Here is a 17,603-nt window from a genome sequence, read left to right as displayed (position 1 = left end):
TCACCCTTATGACGGAGTCGTCATGCCGGACCCTTATCCAGCGTCGCACGAAATTCGATCAGTGCGCGCGTCGCCCGGCGCAAGTCGCTTTCGACCGTGCTGAGGCTCACCCCGAGTTCCTCGGCGATCACACGCTGCGGCACGCCCTCGACCCGGTGGCGGACCAGCACCCGCTCGGCGCGCGGCCCCAACGGCGCGAGCGCGGCGCGCGCCGCCTCGAGCGTTTCGCGCCCGATCAGCATCCGCTCGCTGCCCGGATCGTCCGATCGGCCGACGATCGTCGGCCCGACCGCCTCGCTCCAACTCCGTTCGCGTGCGGTCGCCTGCCGCTGCGACCGGTAGCGGTCGAGCATCAGGTTGTTGGCGGCGCGGTATAGATAGGCGAGCGGTTGGCCGACCGGCCCGGCCGGCGCGTCGCGCACGCGCAGCCACAGATCCTGCAAAAGATCCTCCGCCGCGTCGCCGGCGCCATGCGCGCGCAGGAAGCCGAGCAGCAGTGCGCGGTTCGCCAGAAAGACGGCTTCTAGGCCCGCCGCGTTCATCCCAATCCCACATCATCCGCCGCGATCGGCCCGGCGCAGATACGCGGCACTGCGCCGCGCAGCAACCCGCCTCGCTCAGTCGATCCGCACCAGCGCGCCCGCGAACCGCCGCGCCTTTTCGACATAGCTCGCCGCCGATGCGCCGATCCCCGCGATCTGCTCTTCGTTCAACGCGCGCACCGCCCGCGCGGGGCTGCCGACGATCAGGCTAAGCGGCGGGAAGCTCTTGCCCTCGGTAACGAGCGCGCCGGCCCCGACGAGCGATCCGGCGCCGATCACCGCGTGGTTGAGGACGCGCGCGCCCATGCCGATCAGCACGCCATCCTCGATCGTGCAGCCATGCAGGATCGCGTGATGGCCGATCGTGCAGTCTGCCCCCACCGTCAACGGCGCGCCAGGATCGGAGTGGAGCATCGCCCCCTCCTGCACGTTGCTCCGCGCGCCGATGTCGATGGTGGTGTTGTCGGCCCGGATCACCGCCCCGAACCAGACGCTCACCTGTTCGCCGAGCCGAACGTCGCCGATCACCTCCGCGCTAGGCGCGATCCACACACCTTCGCCGAGCTTGGGCTGCTGCCCCTCGAAGGCGTAAAGCGGCATCGGCGTTCCTCCAGAGCCAACGTCGCCCCGGCGTCGGCCAGGGCGACGGTCAAAGCGTCAGGCCTTCAGGCAGGCGATCACCGCGGTGATCGCCACCGACGTGTCGGCAACATCACGCACCTTGATCGAATCGATCCCCGCCGCGCGGACGGGGTCGTCGTTGCCGCCGGGATAGATCGCATCGCCCATGAACAGGATGTTCTCGAACGCGATGCCGGCATTGTCGCACAGCCGGCGCATGCCATAGGCCTTGTCGATGCCCTTGCGGGTGATATCAACCGAGGTCGCGCCGCCAATGTTGATCGAATGGTCGGGGATCATCGTGCGCAGGATCGCCTGCAACTGGCGGCGCTTCTCCTGCTTGGGATCCCAATGTTCCTTGGCCTCGAGCGGCGCCTGCTGGCCGAGCGCCGACAGCGTGATCTGGCTGCCGCGATCCTCGATCCGCTCGCCCCAGGTCTGCTCGCCGCCGAACCCGGCTTGATCCCACGCCTTGTTAAGCGCGTCGAGCACCTGGTCGCGCTCCTCGGGGGTGAAGGCGTCGTTATAAATCGTGTTCCAGACACCGTCCTGGAAACGGAACAGCTTGGTGCCCGTCGTCGGCATGATGAACAGCCGTTCGAGCTTGGCGTCCGGCTGCATCCGCCCGACCACCTGCTTCTCGAACTGCGGCCAGTCGCCGCCGGAAATAACCGCGACCTGCGCCACGTCGAGCAGATTCTTGAGCAGTACGGACATTTCCTCGCCGATCGGCTGCTTGCTCTCGGCGAGCGTCCCGTCGAGATCGAAGGCAATCATGGTCTTCATCGTGTACCCCCCAGCGGCGAAAAGAACCTATCCGTAAAAAGGGCGCCCCGAACCGGAGCGCCCTTCATAACCGTGGCCGCCACGCGGGGCGGCCCCGACGATCGTTACTTGGTAACGTTGTCAGCCTTGGCGTCGCCCTCGGCGCGGACGTTGTCGGCCGTGTCGTGCGCGTTGTCGGCTGCGTTCGAGAGCATGTCCGAAGCGGCAGCGTTCGAGGTGTTGTCAGCCATCGCGTCCATGTTGTCGGCGGCCGAATCGATGTTGTCGGCGACCATGTCGGCGTTGTTCTCGATGGCGGCGGCTTCCGGGTTCTTGTTGCAGGCGGCGAGCGACATCAGGCCGGCGGCGACGAGAACAAGGGCGATTTTCTTCATGCGGTTGCTCCCAAAGCAGTCTGTATTTTCGCGGCCAGCCCGATGCCGTCGCGAAGCGAAGTGTAACCAACGCGAAGCCGTAACGTTCCATATCGCATTCATATCCCTGGATCGGGATAGCGTGGTTATGGTGCGTTACGTCTTGCGCGCGCTGGCTTTATTGCGCTGCGGGCGCTGGCGCAATCTCTTCCGGCGCATCCGCGACGACGGCGAGCATTGCAGTCCAGGCGGCGACGTTCTGGCGCAACTGTTCGGGATCGATCCGGTCGAGCGTATCCTCGGGCGTGTGATGCCAGTCGAAATAGCGCAGCGCCGATTGGTGGAGGTCGATTCCAGCTACGCCGAGCGCGAGCGTCGGCTCGACATCGGTGCCGCCATGCACCGCGTCGCGCCCGCGCAGCACGCCGATCGGCGCGAGCGCGACCGCGAGCCGATCCTCGACCGGCTTGGCGCTGGCGGCGAAGCTGGTGCTGAACTTCCACACCTGGTCCGATCCTGAATCCGATTCCGCGGCGAGCGCGTGGCGTTCGTCGGCGTGCGCCTTGGCATAGGCGATGCCGCCGAACCCGCCGGTCTCCTCATCGCCGAACCACACCACGCGGATCGTGCGGCGGTGCTTGCCCGCCTCCATCAGCCGCTTGGCCGCCGCCGCGGTGATCGCGATGCCGGCGCCGTCGTCGATCGCGCCGGTGCCGAGATCCCAGCTATCGAGATGCCCGCCGATCGTGATGATGCCCGCCTTGGGGTCGGTGCCCGGCACCTCGGCCACGACGTTGCCCGACGTGCGCGTGCCGACGAACTTCGGCGTCAACGTCAGGTGAAGCGTCACCGGCTTGCCGAGCTTGATCATCCGTTCGAGATTCTCCGCGTCGGCGACCGAAAGCGCGGCGGCGGGGATCGGCGCGACGCCGGCCGCGAAATTTGTGGTGCCGGTATGCGGCCCACGGCCGTGATCGGTACCGATCGAGCGGATCACGATCGCCGCCGCGCCCTTCTTGGCGGCGGCGGTCGGGCCGAGGAAGCGGGCGATGCCGTTGGTGCCATAGCCCGATCCGTCCTGCGTCGGCTGCATCGCGTTCGACACGAAGGCGATCTTGCCCGCGAGGCTGCCGTCGGGCGCGAGCAGCAGATCGTTGATCGTCTCGAAATACACGACCGGCGCGGTCAGCCCGGACGCCGGGGTTGCGCCCGAATTGCCGAGCGCGGTGAGGCGCAGCGGCTGCGGGAAGGGGGCGACCACCTCGGCGCTCTCCGCACCGCGCTCCCAGACGTTGTGGAGTTCATAAGGCTCGACGCGGACGTTCTTGAAACCGAGGCTCTTGAGCTTCGCCACCGCCCAGTCACGCGCCCGCGCTTCCTGCGCGGAACCGTCCGGGCGGGGGCCGATCTCGGTGGTGATCCCCGATACGATGTCCCATGCGACATCGTCCTTCAGCGCGGCATCGCGAAGCGCCGCCACCTTGGCATCGGGCGCGACGGGCGCCGGCATGACGCGCTGCGCCAGCGCGGCGGCGGGGAAAGTGAGGGCACAGCAGAGCAACGCGAGGCGCAAAGGGGTCATGGATTATCCCGATATGGCAGGCAGAATGGGCGAAAGCCCGAGCGAACGCGCCGCCCGATACTGCTGGCGGTCCGAAGTCAGTAAGGGATGATCGAGCCGCTCCGCAATCGCGATGTGGATCGCATCTGGAAATTTCAATGCGAGCGAAGCGCGCCCGGTCAGCACGATCGCGCGATCCAGATCCCCAGGCATCACATCGACGCGCTTCCAATCGGCTACCACACGCTGAAGGTGTCGGATGCGCTCGGCCGCGTCGTCGTCGCTAGTGCTTGGCGCGGGTTCGCGCGGAGATGGCTGACACGGCTTCACCGAAGCCGAACGCGCTGTACATCAGCGATGTGTCATCGGTCACGGCTGCGAGAATCGGATCGACATCGATATCGCCGAGAACGAGGCCAGCAATGACGCCGGCATCCAAGTACAACGTGGTACCGCTCAATGATCGGCCGCGTCGCGCAAGCCCCGGATCAGCGCGGCCGCGTCGTGAACTCGGATCGGCGCCATCGCAGCGCGCGCGGCGGCGAGGACTTCGAGGTCGATCGGCCCTCGTTTGCGGGCCCGCAACGCCGTCAACTCCGCAGCCGGTTTGCCATCGCGCACGAACACCACCTCGTCGCCGCGCTCCAGCGCGTCGAGCCAAGGTTCGCTTTCGCCGTTCACCGGAATTTCGAGCCGCTCCATCGTGCCAGTCTAGCCCCCCGCGCGTCCGTTGCCAATCGGCCCCGACATCCCTAAATGCTCAGCCAAATCCCGCAATCTTCAGCCCCGGAGCACGACCCCGAATGGCCGTCCAATATTCCTATGTCATGAAGGGCCTGACCAAGACCTTCCCGGGCGCAGCCAAGCCCGTTCTCAACAACATCCACCTCCAGTTCCTGCCCGACGCCAAGATCGCGATCATCGGCCCCAACGGCTCGGGCAAGTCGACGCTCATGAAGATCATGGGCGGGATCGATCAGGATTACACCGGCGAGGCTTGGGCCGCCGAAGGCATCAAGGTCGGCTATCTGCCGCAGGAGCCGCAGCTCGATCCCACGAAGGACGTGATCGGCAACGTGCGCGACGGCGCCGGTCCGATCGCGGACATGCTGGCGCGCTTCAACGCGATCTCGGCCGAAATGGGCGATCCCAAGGACGATACCGATTTCGACGCGCTGATGGAGGAGATGGGCGAACTCCAGGCCAAGATCGATGCGGCGGACGGCTGGAGCCTCGACAGCCAGCTCGAACAGGCGATGGAGGCGTTGCGTTGCCCGCCCGGCGACAGCCCGGTCACCAATCTCTCTGGCGGCGAGAAGCGCCGCGTCGCTTTGTGCAAGCTGCTGCTCGAAAAGCCCGACATCCTGCTGCTCGACGAGCCGACCAACCACCTCGACGCCGAGAGCGTGCAGTGGCTTGAGAACTTCCTCAAGGATTACACCGGCAACGTCATCCTCGTCACCCACGATCGTTACTTCCTCGACAACGTCGTCAACTGGGTGCTCGAACTCGATCGCGGCCGCTATTACACCTACGAGAGCAACTATTCGGGCTATCTCGAAAAGAAATCTCAGCGTCTGGCGCAGGAAGAGCGTGAGGAGCAGGGCAAGCAGAAGGCGATCGCCGACGAGCTGGCCTGGATGCGCCAGACCCCCAAGGCCCGTCAGACCAAGTCCAAGGCGCGTATCCGTGCGTTCGACGAGCTGATGGCGGCGCAGGAGAACCGTTCGATCGGCAAGGCGCAGATCCTCATCCAGATCCCCGAGCGGCTTGGCGGCAAGGTGATCGAGGCCAAGGGGCTGACCAAATCGTACGGCGACAAGTTGCTGTTCGAGAACCTCGATTTCACGCTGCCGCCCGGCGGCATCGTCGGCGTGATCGGCCCCAACGGCGCGGGCAAATCGACCCTGTTCAAGCTCATCACCGGGCAGGAACAGCCCGATGAGGGTACGCTGGAAGTCGGTTCGACCGTGCGGCTCGGCTATGTCGATCAGTCACGCGACGATCTCGATCCGAACAAGAACGTCTGGGAGGAAATCTCGGACGGTCTCGACGTGTTCCGCTTCGGCAAGCAGGAACTCGGCACGCGCGCCTATGTCGGCGCCTTCAACTTCAAGGGGCAGGACCAGCAGAAGAAGGTCGGTCAGCTCTCGGGCGGTGAACGCAACCGCGTCCACATGGCCAAGATGCTCAAGGAGGGCGGCAACGTCCTGCTGCTCGACGAACCGACCAACGATCTCGACGTCGAGACGCTGCGTGCGCTTGAAGAGGCGCTGGAGAGTTTCGCTGGTTGCGCTGTGGTCATCAGCCACGATCGCTTCTTCCTCGATCGCCTTGCCACGCACATTCTCGCGTTCGAGGGCAACAGCCATGTCGAATGGTTCGAGGGCAATTTCGAAAGCTACGAGGAAGACAAGCGCCGCCGGCTTGGTGACGCGGCCGATCGCCCGACCCGCCTGGCGTACAAGAAGCTGACGCGCTGAGCGCGCGGGCTGGCGGTCGGAGCGTGTTCGTCTCGATCGCCAGCCCGTCTTCGCCTTGCTGCGGACCGGTGCTGAAATCCTGCGCCGTGGCGCGGCGTGTTATCGCGCGCCACGCCGCACCGATCCGGTCGCACGCCCGACCAACCGCCCGCCGCATTTTCACTTTTGATACGAGACAACTTAGCGTCGCTTCCTTATAGTGACGACATGGTTCCAGCCGTGGTGAAATTCGCGTTGCTCGCCGCCGGCGCATCCGGCGCCTTCGCCGTTGCCGGTGTCGCGCAGGAGCAACTCGGCTGGGGGCGCGCCACCCAGGCGTTGAGCCAGCAGGACCCGGCGCGGGGTGCTGCGCTGTCCGCCGCGATTGCGCAGTGGAAATCGCTTCAGCAGACCAGCGGCTACCCGTTCGAAAGCTACGCCAATTTCCTGATCGCGCACCCCGGTTGGCCCGCCGAAATGTCGCTGCGCCGCGCCGCCGAGCGCGCGATCGACGGCACCACCCCGGTCTCGCCGACCACGGCGGTCGCGTTCTTCCGCCGCTTCGCGCCGCTCACCGGCGCGGGCAAGGTCCGCTTCGCCGAGGCGCTCGCCGCATCGGGCTATCGTGACGAGGCGAATCTCGCCGCGCGCAACGCCTGGGTGTCGGGCAATCTCGCCGTCACCGACGAGGCGAAGATCATCACCGGCTTTTCGGGCGCGCTGACCCAGGCCGATCAAGACACCCGCATGGACATGCTGTTGTGGCAGGGCGCCACCTCGGCCGCGCAGCGCCAGCTCGCGCTCACCAGTGCGGGGCGGCGGCCGGTGTTCGCGGCGCGGCTCGCGTTCCGCACCAATGCGCCCGACGCCGCCGCACAGGCCGCATCGACGCAAAGCTGGGGCATGGCCGATCCGGGCTGGCTCGCCGATCGCGCGGCGTGGCTGCGCAACAACGGCGGCTTCGGCGCGCGCGAACTGCTCGCCCGGCGGCCCGCGCTCGCGACGCGCCCGGCCAATGTCGAGGCGTGGTACGAGGCGCTGCTCACCAACGCGCGCGGCGCGGCGGCGGACGCGCAATATGCCACCGCCTATGACATCGCCCGCCAGGTCGATGACGCGTACCCCGCCGGCACCGACGTCAGCGAACGCCCCTACGGAGAGCGCGACGATTACACGAGCCTCGTCTGGCTCGCCGGCCAGACCGCGCTCAAGCAGCTCGGCCGCGCCGCCGATGCGAGCTCGCTGTTCGCGCGCTACGCGCACGCCTCGAAATCGCCGACCACCCAGTCGAAGGGCTATTATTGGGCGGGTCGCGCCGCCGAAGCCGCCGGCCAGCGCGACGTCGCCACGGGCTATTACAATCAGGCCGCCGGTTTCCCGGATATGTTCTACGGCCAACTCGCCACCGAACGGCTCGGCCGCGTCCTCGCCGCGCCGGCCGTGCCGGTTATGCGCCCGGTCGATCCGGCCGTGCGCGCGGCCTTCTACAGCCGCGAGACGGTGCGCGCCGCGCAATATCTCGGCACCGCCGGCAATTGGCAGGATCAGAGCGCGTTCGTCCGCCAGATCGCCACCGACGCCAAGACCGACAGCGATCACGTCCTCGCCACCGAACTCTCGCGCACGCTCGGCCGCCCCGATCTCGGCGTGATGGTCGGCCGCAGCGCGCTCCAGAACGGGCTCAGCGATTATTCGACGGTCGGCTTCCCGACCGTGCGCGTGCCCGCCAGCGCGAATGACGATTGGGTGATGGTCCACGCCATCGCCCGGCAGGAAAGCCAGTTCGATCGCGCGGCGATCAGCCATGCCGGCGCGCGCGGGCTGATGCAGTTGATGCCCGGCACCGCGCGCGAAACCGCGACCAAGCTCGGCGTCGGCTATGACGCGAACAACCTCACCGCCGATACCGACTACAACATCATGGTCGGATCGGCCTATTTTGCGCGGATCTACAATCTGTTCGGCAGCTATCCGCTCGCCGTCGCGGCGTACAATGCCGGGCCGGGCAACGTGAACAAATGGCTGCGCGCCAATGGCGATCCGCGCACCGGCAGCGTCGATATCGTCGATTGGATCGAGGCGATCCCGATCTACGAGACGCGCAATTACGTCCAGCGCGTGCTCGAAAACGCGGTGGTGTATGATCTCATGAACCCGCAGCACGCGCGCTCGCGCGGCGTGAACCGGATAAGCTGGTATCTCGGCAAGGGCCGTCCCGGCTGATCCACGCCGCCGGGCCGCGGGCGATGACAGTGTGGGCGGCGCGCGCTATCACGCCGCGCCTATGACCGATCGACCCAATTACATCACCCCCGCCGGCTATGCGGTGCTGCGCGCGGAATATGACGCGCTGCTCGGCGACGAGCGCCCCAAACTGGTCGATGTCATCGCCTGGGCGGCGGGCAATGGCGACCGTTCGGAAAACGGCGACTATATCTATGGCCGCAAGCGCCTGCGCGAGATCGACCGGCGGCTCGGCTTCCTCGCGCGGCGGATGAAGGCCGCTAAGATCGTGGATCCTTCAGCACAAGCCGACCGCACCCGCATCTGGTTCGGCGCGACCGCCACCATCGTCGATGAGGACGATGTCGAGCGCGTGCTGACGCTGGTGGGAGACGACGAGACCGACGCCGGGGCAGGGCGGATCGGCTGGAACGCGCCGGTCGCCAGCGCTTTACGCGGCGCGGCCGTCGGCGACCTGCGCCGCGTGATGCTGCCAGCGGGCGAGCGCGAGTATGAGGTGCTCGCGATTTCGTATCCGGCGCCTGAATGAGAAGGGGAATGGCGATAGCATGACGACGTGATCGCAAGTATTTCCCCGATCGCCGCAAGAGACGCTCATGCGCCGGGCGGCGATCCGCAAATCGAGTCAGCCTCCACCCAAGCGACCGGCGTACCCCGCTTTGCGACAAGCCGCTCGAGGCTCTATGGTCTTGTCGGCGGCGCGTGCTACGCGTCGCCGGCGGCGCGTGCGGTGCGCGGGCCCAGTGCAAGGGAAGTCAGGTCGTAATGCAAGTCGTTCAGCGCGTTTTCGTGAGTGGCAAGGTTCAGAATATCGGGTTCCGTGATTGGTCGGTGCGCCGCGCGCGCGATTTCGGAGTCTCGGGCTGGGTGCGCAACCTGCGCGATGGCCGGGTCGAACTGCTCGTCGCCGGTGAGGAAACCGCGGTCGATGGCATGATCGAGGCGGTCCGCGAGGGGCCGGAGAAGGCGCGGATCGACAATGTCGAGGCTCGCGCGGATACCGAGCGCGCGCCGAAGGGCTTCACCAAGCGGTTCACCGCCTAAAGGCTTTCGTTTCGCCGTCCGCGCGGCTAGGGCGGCGCCATGTTCACAGGCTCGATCCCAGCGCTCGTCACCCCCTTCGCCGAAGACGGCAGCTTCGTGGAGGGGGCGTTCCGCGATTTCGTCGAATGGCAGATCGCGGAAGGCTCGTCCGCGTTGGTGCCGTGCGGCACCACCGGCGAATCCGCGACGATGGATTTCGAGGAGCATTTCCGCGTCGTGAAGGTGTGCGTCGATCAGGCGCGTGGCCGCGTGCCGGTGATCGCCGGCGCGGGCAGCAACGACACGCGCGTCGCGATCCGCAACATCAAGGCGGCGAAGGACGCTGGCGCCGATTGCGCGCTGATGGTCCCGCCCTATTACAATCGCCCGAGCCAGGAGGGCATCTTTCGCCACTTCGTCGCGATCGTCGAGGCGTGCGATCTGCCGGTGCTGCTCTACAACGTGCCCGGCCGCACCGTCACCGATATCCTGCCGGAAACGATGGGCCGGCTCGCCAGGGCGTTCCCCGACAGCATCGTCGGGGTCAAGGACGCGACCGGTGCGCTCGCCCGGGTCTCGCAGCAGCGCGCGGCCTGCGGCCCTGCCTTCGCGCAACTCTCGGGCAACGATGAAACAGCGCTCGCCTTCAACGCGATGGGCGGGGTGGGGTGCATCTCGGTGACGGCCAACGTCGCGCCGCGTCTGTGCGCCGAATTCCAGGCCGCCACCGACGACGAGGATTACACCGCCGCGCTCGGCCTTCACGACCGGCTGTTCGCGCTCCACCTGGCGATGTTTACAGACGCCTCGCCCGGGCCGGTGAAATACGCGGTGTCGAAGGTCATCCCCGGCTTCCCCACCGCCCTGCGCCTGCCGATGACCTGGCCCAGCGAAGCGGCACGGGCGGCAGTGGATGCGGCGATGGCGGCGGCTGGGATCGCCTGAGGAGGCTGGCCCGATCGACGACCTCATGATAACCAGCGAGGCATGAACGTCGAGCGCCCCATTTATGAACGCCCGAACACAGACGCCGAAGCCGCCGCGGATGCGCGTGCGAGAGCGGATATCGCTGCCGGCCGCGTGATTGATCACGCTGAGGTCATGGCCTGGTTGTCCAAGTGGGGCACACCCCAAGAAGTGCCCGCGCCGCTCGAATGGTTCAAATAGTCTGGACGCAGGAAGCGGTTGCCAATCTCGATCTGATTCGCCGCTATATCCAGCAGTTCGATCCCGAAGCCGCGCGTCGCATGGCGCTCCGGTTGATCCGGGCTTGCGACAGCTTGCAGGCGTTTCCCAACCGAGGGCGGTGAGTGTCGGGTGACTGTCGCGAACTCACGATTATTCCGCCCTATGTCATCCGCTACGACGTAAGCGGCGATGAGGTCTATATCCTCAGCATCCGACATGGCGCACGGCTTACGGACTGAAGGCGCACCAACTCCGGCCTTCCCATCGCCGGCACCGCGCCCTACATGCCCGTCTCTTATGGCCCGTCCCAAACCCCCCGCTTTCGAAAAGACCAAGATCGTCGCCGAGAACCGGCGCGCGCGGTACGATTATTCTATCGAGACGGTGTACGAGGCCGGCATCGCGCTGACCGGGACCGAGGTGAAATCGCTGCGCTCGGGCACCGGCTCGATCGCGGAGAGCTATGCCGAGGTGAGCGACGGGCAGGTCTGGCTCATCAACTCGAACGTGCCCGAGTTCAGCCACGGCAACCGCTTCAACCATGAGCCGAAGCGCCCGCGCAAATTGCTGCTCCATGAGCGCGAGATCAACAAGATGCACGGTGCAGTCGCGCGCCAGGGCATGACGCTCGTGCCGCTGATGATCTACTTCAACTCGAAGGGCCGCGCGAAGGTCGAACTCGCGCTCGCCAAGGGCAAGAAGGATCACGACAAGCGCGAGGCGACCAAGGAGCGTGACTGGAAGCGCGAGCAGGGCCGCCTGATGCGCGATCGCGGCTGACGATGTTCGCGAGGGCCGCCGCCTGGGCGCACCGCAACCTGCCCACCCGCGAGAGCCTCGAGCGCAGCCGCTTGCTCCGCCCGGTCGCGCACCGGGTGCTCGCGCCCGCTTTGTGGCGGTTCACCCGCCGCTCGGTGCCGCGCGGCGTCGCGCTCGGCATGGTGACCGGCATCCTGTTCCCGGTCGCGCAGGTGCCGCTGTCGGCATTGCTCGCGCTGCCGGTACGCGCCAACATCCCGACCGCGGCGCTCACCACCTTCATCACCAACCCGCTCACCACGCCGCCATTGTGGGTCGCGGCCTATTGGATCGGCAGCCGCCTGCTCCGTTACGAGGGGGCGAGCGTGCGCGCCGGCGAGGGCTGGCTGCACTGGCTGGTCTCGCAGGCGGGGCCGTCGCTGGTCGTCGGGCTGCTCACCATCACCGCTGTCTTCGCGGTGACGGGCTTCGCCGCGAGCGCGCTCGGCTGGCGCTGGTGGATCGTGCGCAAGTGGCGCGCCCGCGCGCTGCGCCGGGCTGGACCAGCTCTGTAACATTCGCGTAGAACACCGCATCCAAACGGTTTTTCGGGGTGCGTCATGTTCAGATCCTCTACCCTCGCGGCGCTGCTGTCCGCCACGATCCTGGCCGGCTTCGCGCTCAGCCCGGTCGCCAGCCAGACCGCGGCTCCCGCCGCCGCGCCGGGCGCCAAGCCGCAGTTCGGCACCTTCGGCTTCGATGAGGCGGGGATGGACCGCTCGGTCGCGCCCGGCGACGATTTCTACCGCTACGGCAACGGCACCTGGGCCAAGACCACGCCGATCCCGGCCGACAAATCGAACTACGGGTCGTTCAACCTGCTCTCCGACCTGTCCGAGGCGCGCACGCGCGGCATCCTCGAAGCTGCCGCGAAAGACCCGGCCTCGAAGATCGGCACCGCCTACGCCACCTTCCTCGATCGGCCCGCGATCGACGCCAAGGGCCTCGCGCCGATCCAGCCGTGGCTCGGCAAGATCAAGGCGCTCGCCACGCGCGGCGGCTATGCGGCGCTAGTTGCGGAGGCCGCCCGCGCCGGCATCGACGGTCCGTTCGCGAGCGGCGTCAATCAGGACGACAAGAACCCCGAAGTCTATGCGCTGGGCCTTCAGCAATCGGGGCTGGGCCTGCCCGATCGCGATTATTATCTGAGCAAGGATGCCAAACTCGCCGAGGCCAAAGCCGCGTATCAGACGCACATCGCCAAGATGCTCACGCTCGCCGGCGAGCCCAATGCCGAGGGCCGCGCCAAGGCGATCGTCGATTATGAGACCCAGATCGCCACGATAAGCTGGACCCGCACCGAAAGCCGCGACGCCGACAAGACCTACAACAAGCTCACCGTCGCCGCGCTCGCCAAGTCCGCGCCGGGATTCGATTTCGCCACGTATTTCGCCGTCATCGGCGCGCCGGTCGATAGCGTCATCGTCGCGCAGCCGAGCGCCGTCACCGGTATCGCCAAGCTGATCGCCGCCGCGCCGCTCGGCGTGCTGCGCGATCAACTGCTGGTCCGCTCGCTCGATGCCTATGCCGACGTACTCCCCAAGGCGTTCGACGACGCGCATTTCGCTTTCTACGGCACCATCCTGTCGGGCACGCCCGAGCAGGAGGCGCGGTGGAAGCGCGCGGTGCAATTCACCACCGGCGCGATCGATGACGAGATCAGCAAGCTCTACGTCGCCAAATATTTCCCGCCCGAGACCAAGGCGGCGGCCGATGCGCTCGTCCACAACATCATCGCCGCGATGGACGCGCGCATCGACAAGCTCGATTGGATGACACCCGAGACCAAGCGCCGCGCCCATGCCAAGCTCGCCGCCTTCACCCCCAAGATCGGCTATCCGAGCCAGTGGAAGGATTACAGCGGCCTCACCATCACGGCGGGCGACGCGTTCGGCAACGCATGGCGCGCCAATGCATTCAGCCACGCCTATAACGTCGGCCATCTCGGCAAGCCGATCCAGCGCTGGGAGTGGGGGATGACGCCGATGGAGGTCAACGCCTACGCCAACCCGCCGATGGTCGAGATCGTCTTCCCGGCCGCGATCCTCCAGCCGCCGTTCTTCGATCCCGCTGCCGATCCGGCGGTGAATTATGGCGGCATCGGCGCGGTGATCGGCCACGAACTGACGCATCATTTCGACGATCAGGGCGCCAAGTACAACGAACACGGTCAGCTCGCGAGCTGGTGGACGCCCGCCGACGTCTCGGCGTTCAACGCGCGCACCGAGGCGCTGGCCAAGGAATATGACGCCTATGAGCCGTTGCCGGGCGTGCACCTCAACGGCCACCTCACGCTCGGCGAGAACACCGCCGATCTCGGCGGGCTGACGATCGCCTACGATGCCTATCGCGCCTCGCTCGCCGGGAAGGCGCCGCCGGTGATCGACGGGTTCAGCGCCGACCAGCGCTTCTATCTCGGCTGGGCGCAAGTGTGGCGGCGCAACTATCGCGAGGCGAATCTGCGCCAGCGGTTGCTCACCGATCCGCACAGCCCGTCCGAACAGCGCGGAAACATCGTGCGCAACCTCGATCCGTGGTATGGCGCGTTCAAGCCCAAGCCGGGCCAGAAACTGTACCTCACGCCCGAACAGCGCGTGCGGATCTGGTAGCAGGACGTAACGTATCCCAATCCGGCGTTCCCGCGAAAGCGGGAACCCAGAGCCAAGCAGAACACGATCTACGGTTCTTGCTACTCTGGACTCCCGCTTTCGCGGGGGAACCAAGTTAAAAAAATCGGGTGACGATCCATTCACCCGTTCGTGCTGAGTAGAGATCGAGTAGGGCCGAAGGCCGGTATCGAAATGAGCAGGTGAACATGCCCCCGGCATGTTCAGGATCATCTGGGGGATGATCCGACCTGCTCATCGTATCGAACCACAGGTTGCGCGCGGGGCGTGTGCTTCGATACGCCACCTCGATATGCCTGCTGCGCAGGCTACTCGGCGGCTACTCAGCACGAACGGAGTTGTATTGGCAGCGACTGATCATCGCACGCCGATATGTGATAGCCTCGCAGCCCAACCCTAGCCAAAGAAGGATAAGAATGGCCAGCCTTCCTATCCTCAAGTCCGCCGACTCGAACCCAACCCGCGACGCGGCGCTGATCGCCGGCGCCACCGGCATAGCCGCCGCGCTGGTGATCCTCGGGCTGCTCGGCAACATCACCATCGCTGCCGCCTTCCTCGCCACCGCGATCGTCGGGGGCGGCGGGATGATCGTCTTCCGGCGCCTGTTCCCGTCCAGCGCGGGCGAGGGCGCCGAACCCGATTGGGCGCTCGCGCGCACGCTCGCCGCCGCCAGCGCCGATGCGGTCGCGGTCACCGATCGGGCGGGGCGGCTGGTCTGCGCCAACGATCACTATGAAGCGCTGTTCGGCGGCTTCCCGACCCCGCCCGGTCTGCCGTTCGACGGCGACGGGGCCGAGCGGATCGGAGTCGCCGGGCGCCGCGCCTGGCGGGACGGCACCGCCACGCTCGACCGGCTGGTCACGCGCGGCGCCAGTGTCGTCGCGGATATCGCCTGCGCGGGCGAGGACGGGGATCTGCTCGTGTGGCGCTTCCGCCAGACCATGCGGGTCAATCTCGCCGCCACCGTCGAGGAACTGGTGGCCGGGCGTATCGGCGAACAATTCGGCCGCGCTGGCATCATGGTCACGCTGATCGGGCATGACGGCCGGGTCATCGCCGCCAACAGCGTGCTGCGCGCGCGCGCGATGGGGCATGCCGATGCCGCGATCACCGGCCGCGACTTCGCGCGCTTCCTCATCACCGACGAGCGCGGCCTCGTGCGTTTCGAGCGTGAGGGGATGCTCAAGAACCCGCTGCGCGTCTTGCAGATCCCCTTCGTCGAGGGTGACGACGCGCCGATGCTGGTCGCGCTGATCGATGAGGAGCAGAGCGGCGCGCCCGCCGTCGGCGCGAGCGCCAGCGCGCACGTCCAGACGCTCGTCGCGCTGATGCCGTTCGGCGTCGCGCTGGTCGGCAACGACGGGCGGTTCCTCCAGATGAACGAGTCGTTCGCGCGCGCCGCCTTGGTCGATCCCGCCGCGCCGCCGGTCTATCCGGGCGATCTCGTCGTGCGCGAGGACAAGGGTGTCCTCGCGGATGCGGTGCGCCGTTTCGCGAGCGGCGCGACCCATTCGACCGATCTCGCCATCCGTCTCAAGGATCACCCCGACGAGCCGGTCGCGCTGTCGATCGCCGGCGCGCGGGGCTTGGGCGATGCGGCGGTGCTGCTGAGCCTCAAGGACAATGGCGAGGAGACCCGGCTCAAGCGCGAAGTGGCGCAGGCCACCAAGATGCAGGCGGTCGGCCAGCTCGCCGGTGGCGTCGCGCATGATTTCAACAACATCCTCACCGCGATCATCGGCCACTGCGATCTGATGCTGATGCGCCATTCGCCCGGCGACAGCGACTATGACGACATCCAGCAGGTCCGCGCCAATTCGAACCGCGCCGCCTCGCTCACCCGGCAGTTGCTCGCTTTCTCGCGCCAGCAGACGCTGCGCCCGCAGGTGCTGCAACTGCCCGACGTCGTCTCGGAGGTATCGCAACTGCTCAAGCGGCTGCTCGGCGAGAGCATCACGCTCAAGGTGAAGCATGGCCGCAATCTCGCGCCGGTGCGTGCTGATCCGGGGCAGCTCGAACAGGTGGTCGTCAATCTCGCCGTCAATGCGCGCGATGCGATGCTTGCCAAGCCGCCCAAGGGCGGCGCGGTGCTCTCGATCCGCACCTTCGCGATGACGGCGAGCGACGTGCGGCGAATGGGCTCGGATATCCTGCCGGTCGGCGATTATGTCGGTCTGGAGGTGTCCGATAACGGTGCCGGCATTCCGCCCGATGTTCTGCCCAAGATTTTCGAACCGTTCTTCACCACCAAGGATGTCGGGAAGGGCACCGGGCTCGGTCTTTCGACCGTGTACGGCATCGTCAAGCAATCAGGCGGCTACATCTTCGCCGATTCGAAGCCCGGGCAGGGGGCGGTGTTCAGCATCTATCTCCCCGTCCATACCGCGTCCGCGCCCGTCGCCGATCCGGTGATCGCGCCGCCGGGCAAGCCGCTCGATCTGTGGGGCAGCGGCACGATTCTGCTCGTCGAGGACGAGGACATGGTCCGCGCCGTCGCCGAACGCGCGCTCACCCGGCAGGGTTATACCGTGCTCGGTGCCGAGCATGGCGAGGCGGCGCTCGAACTGCTCGCCAGCCACCCGCGCCCCGATCTGCTCGTCTCCGACGTGATGATGCCGCTGATGGACGGCCCGACGATGGTGCGCCACGCCCGCAAACTTTATCCCGACCTGCCGATCCTGTTCATGTCGGGCTATGCCGAGGAGACGTTGCGCAAGTCGATCGACCTCGAAAACGTGGCCTTCCTCGCCAAACCCTTTTCCGTGCAGCAACTTGCCGAGGCGGTGCGCGCGATGATGGGGGCGAAAGGGCTTGGCGCGGACGCGAGTTGATGGTTATGGACCCGTCATGACCGCACCCCGCAATATCCTGATCGTCGAGGACGAACCCCTGATCGCGATGATGCTCGAGGATTTTCTCGAGGTTCTCGACAAGGTTCCGGTCGGCACCGCCGATTGCGTGTCGGTCGCGATGGGTCTCATCGAAGCCGGCGGCATCGACGCGGCGATCCTCGATCTCAATCTGCGCGGCGGCGAAACCAGCCTGCCGATCGCGGACGCGCTCGCGGCGGCGGGCATCCCGTTCGTCTTCGCCACCGGCGGCTCGCACGACAGCGTCGCCGAACGCTTTCACGATCGCCCGTCGCTCGCCAAACCGTTCACGATGGACGGGGTGAGCAAGGCGCTGGACGCACTGGCCTAAACCCGTTACCCCGGCGAAGGCCGGGGCCGCTGCGTGTGCGGCGGAACACCTGCAACACGCCACCCCGTCCGCCCTGAGCGAAGTCGCGGGGCGTGCCACGGTCATCCCTCGATCACGTGCCCATGCGCAGCCCAACAAATCTACCGTTCCACTCTTGTTCCAGCAGAACAAATAGGATACGTCGCTTCCAACACGCA

Annotated in this window: 20 protein-coding genes; 12 read left to right on the top strand and 8 right to left on the bottom strand. The window is 66.8% G+C overall.

Annotation, left to right across the window (positions count from 1 at the left end):
• Positions 1–20: 20 nt before the first annotated feature.
• From BLS81_RS01450 to BLS81_RS01420, 8 genes are all read right to left on the bottom strand, one after another.
• Positions 21–542: an RNA polymerase sigma factor gene (locus tag BLS81_RS01450; protein WP_093219801.1), complete on the bottom strand. Its 522-nt coding sequence runs from the start codon at positions 540–542 to the stop codon at positions 21–23.
• 75 nt (positions 543–617) lie between these two features.
• Positions 618–1,142: a gamma carbonic anhydrase family protein gene (locus tag BLS81_RS01445; RefSeq protein ID WP_093219798.1), complete on the bottom strand. Its 525-nt coding sequence runs from the start codon at positions 1,140–1,142 to the stop codon at positions 618–620.
• 57 nt (positions 1,143–1,199) lie between these two features.
• Positions 1,200–1,949 carry an HAD-IIB family hydrolase gene (locus BLS81_RS01440; RefSeq protein WP_093219795.1) on the bottom strand — a complete coding sequence of 250 codons (750 nt, stop codon included), beginning with the start codon at positions 1,947–1,949 and terminating at the stop codon, positions 1,200–1,202.
• A gap of 104 nt (positions 1,950–2,053) precedes the next feature.
• Positions 2,054–2,323, bottom strand: coding sequence for a hypothetical protein (locus BLS81_RS01435; RefSeq protein ID WP_093219792.1), 270 nt, complete (start codon positions 2,321–2,323; stop codon positions 2,054–2,056).
• Between the two features lie 157 nt (positions 2,324–2,480).
• On the bottom strand, positions 2,481–3,884 hold the full coding sequence (locus tag BLS81_RS01430) for a M20/M25/M40 family metallo-hydrolase (RefSeq protein ID WP_093219789.1): 1,404 nt from the start codon (positions 3,882–3,884) through the stop codon (positions 2,481–2,483).
• A gap of 3 nt (positions 3,885–3,887) precedes the next feature.
• A complete protein-coding gene (locus BLS81_RS01425) occupies positions 3,888–4,193 on the bottom strand; it encodes a PIN domain-containing protein (RefSeq protein ID WP_143023264.1) in 306 nt (101 codons plus the stop codon).
• Positions 4,147–4,323 (bottom strand): hypothetical protein, encoded by a 177-nt coding sequence (locus BLS81_RS20600; RefSeq protein ID WP_176786974.1) that lies wholly within the window; start codon positions 4,321–4,323, stop codon positions 4,147–4,149. Before BLS81_RS20600 ends, BLS81_RS01425 begins: the two co-directional genes overlap by 47 nt.
• Positions 4,320–4,565, bottom strand: a complete 246-nt coding sequence (locus tag BLS81_RS01420) for a hypothetical protein (protein WP_093219784.1) — start codon at positions 4,563–4,565, stop codon at positions 4,320–4,322. Before BLS81_RS01420 ends, BLS81_RS20600 begins: the two co-directional genes overlap by 4 nt.
• A 101-nt stretch (positions 4,566–4,666) precedes the next feature.
• On the opposite strand from BLS81_RS01420, the gene ettA reads away from it, so the two are divergent.
• From ettA to BLS81_RS01360, 12 genes are all read left to right on the top strand, one after another.
• On the top strand, positions 4,667–6,346 hold the full coding sequence (gene ettA / locus BLS81_RS01415; protein WP_093219783.1) for an energy-dependent translational throttle protein EttA: 1,680 nt from the start codon (positions 4,667–4,669) through the stop codon (positions 6,344–6,346).
• 207 nt (positions 6,347–6,553) lie between these two features.
• Positions 6,554–8,548, top strand: coding sequence for a lytic transglycosylase domain-containing protein (locus tag BLS81_RS01410; RefSeq protein ID WP_093219780.1), 1,995 nt, complete (start codon positions 6,554–6,556; stop codon positions 8,546–8,548).
• A gap of 61 nt (positions 8,549–8,609) precedes the next feature.
• Complete coding sequence (locus BLS81_RS01405) at positions 8,610–9,098, top strand: GreA/GreB family elongation factor (RefSeq protein ID WP_093221681.1); 489 nt, start codon at positions 8,610–8,612, stop codon at positions 9,096–9,098.
• 260 nt (positions 9,099–9,358) lie between these two features.
• On the top strand, positions 9,359–9,613 hold the full coding sequence (locus tag BLS81_RS01400) for an acylphosphatase (RefSeq protein ID WP_371128237.1): 255 nt from the start codon (positions 9,359–9,361) through the stop codon (positions 9,611–9,613).
• A gap of 39 nt (positions 9,614–9,652) precedes the next feature.
• The gene (gene dapA / locus BLS81_RS01395) at positions 9,653–10,537 is read left to right on the top strand and encodes a 4-hydroxy-tetrahydrodipicolinate synthase (protein ID WP_093219776.1); all 885 of its coding nucleotides are present in this window, start codon (positions 9,653–9,655) and stop codon (positions 10,535–10,537) included.
• Between the two features lie 42 nt (positions 10,538–10,579).
• A complete protein-coding gene (locus BLS81_RS01390) occupies positions 10,580–10,759 on the top strand; it encodes an antitoxin (protein ID WP_093219773.1) in 180 nt (59 codons plus the stop codon).
• Positions 10,747–10,902, top strand: a complete 156-nt coding sequence (locus BLS81_RS21005) for a type II toxin-antitoxin system RelE/ParE family toxin (RefSeq protein WP_256326017.1) — start codon at positions 10,747–10,749, stop codon at positions 10,900–10,902. The genes BLS81_RS01390 and BLS81_RS21005 overlap by 13 nt, the downstream gene beginning before the upstream one ends.
• 175 nt (positions 10,903–11,077) lie before the next feature.
• On the top strand, positions 11,078–11,560 hold the full coding sequence (smpB, locus tag BLS81_RS01380) for an SsrA-binding protein SmpB (protein WP_093219770.1): 483 nt from the start codon (positions 11,078–11,080) through the stop codon (positions 11,558–11,560).
• 2 nt (positions 11,561–11,562) lie between these two features.
• On the top strand, positions 11,563–12,093 hold the full coding sequence (locus tag BLS81_RS01375; protein WP_093219768.1) for a DUF2062 domain-containing protein: 531 nt from the start codon (positions 11,563–11,565) through the stop codon (positions 12,091–12,093).
• Between the two features lie 45 nt (positions 12,094–12,138).
• A complete protein-coding gene (locus tag BLS81_RS01370) occupies positions 12,139–14,187 on the top strand; it encodes a M13 family metallopeptidase (RefSeq protein ID WP_093219765.1) in 2,049 nt (682 codons plus the stop codon).
• A 434-nt stretch (positions 14,188–14,621) separates the two neighbouring features.
• Positions 14,622–17,036, top strand: a complete 2,415-nt coding sequence (locus BLS81_RS01365) for a hybrid sensor histidine kinase/response regulator (protein WP_093219762.1) — start codon at positions 14,622–14,624, stop codon at positions 17,034–17,036.
• Positions 17,037–17,052: 16 nt separating this feature from the next.
• Positions 17,053–17,406 (top strand): response regulator, encoded by a 354-nt coding sequence (locus BLS81_RS01360; RefSeq protein ID WP_093219759.1) that lies wholly within the window; start codon positions 17,053–17,055, stop codon positions 17,404–17,406.
• Positions 17,407–17,603: the final 197 nt, after the last annotated feature.

The sequence above is a fragment of the Sphingomonas sp. NFR15 genome, from assembly GCF_900103265.1.
Classification (GTDB): Bacteria; Pseudomonadota; Alphaproteobacteria; order Sphingomonadales; family Sphingomonadaceae; genus Sphingomonas; species Sphingomonas pollutisoli.
The sequence above is the reverse complement of the archived record's forward strand: the minus strand, read 5'-3'. Positions and strand labels throughout refer to the sequence as shown.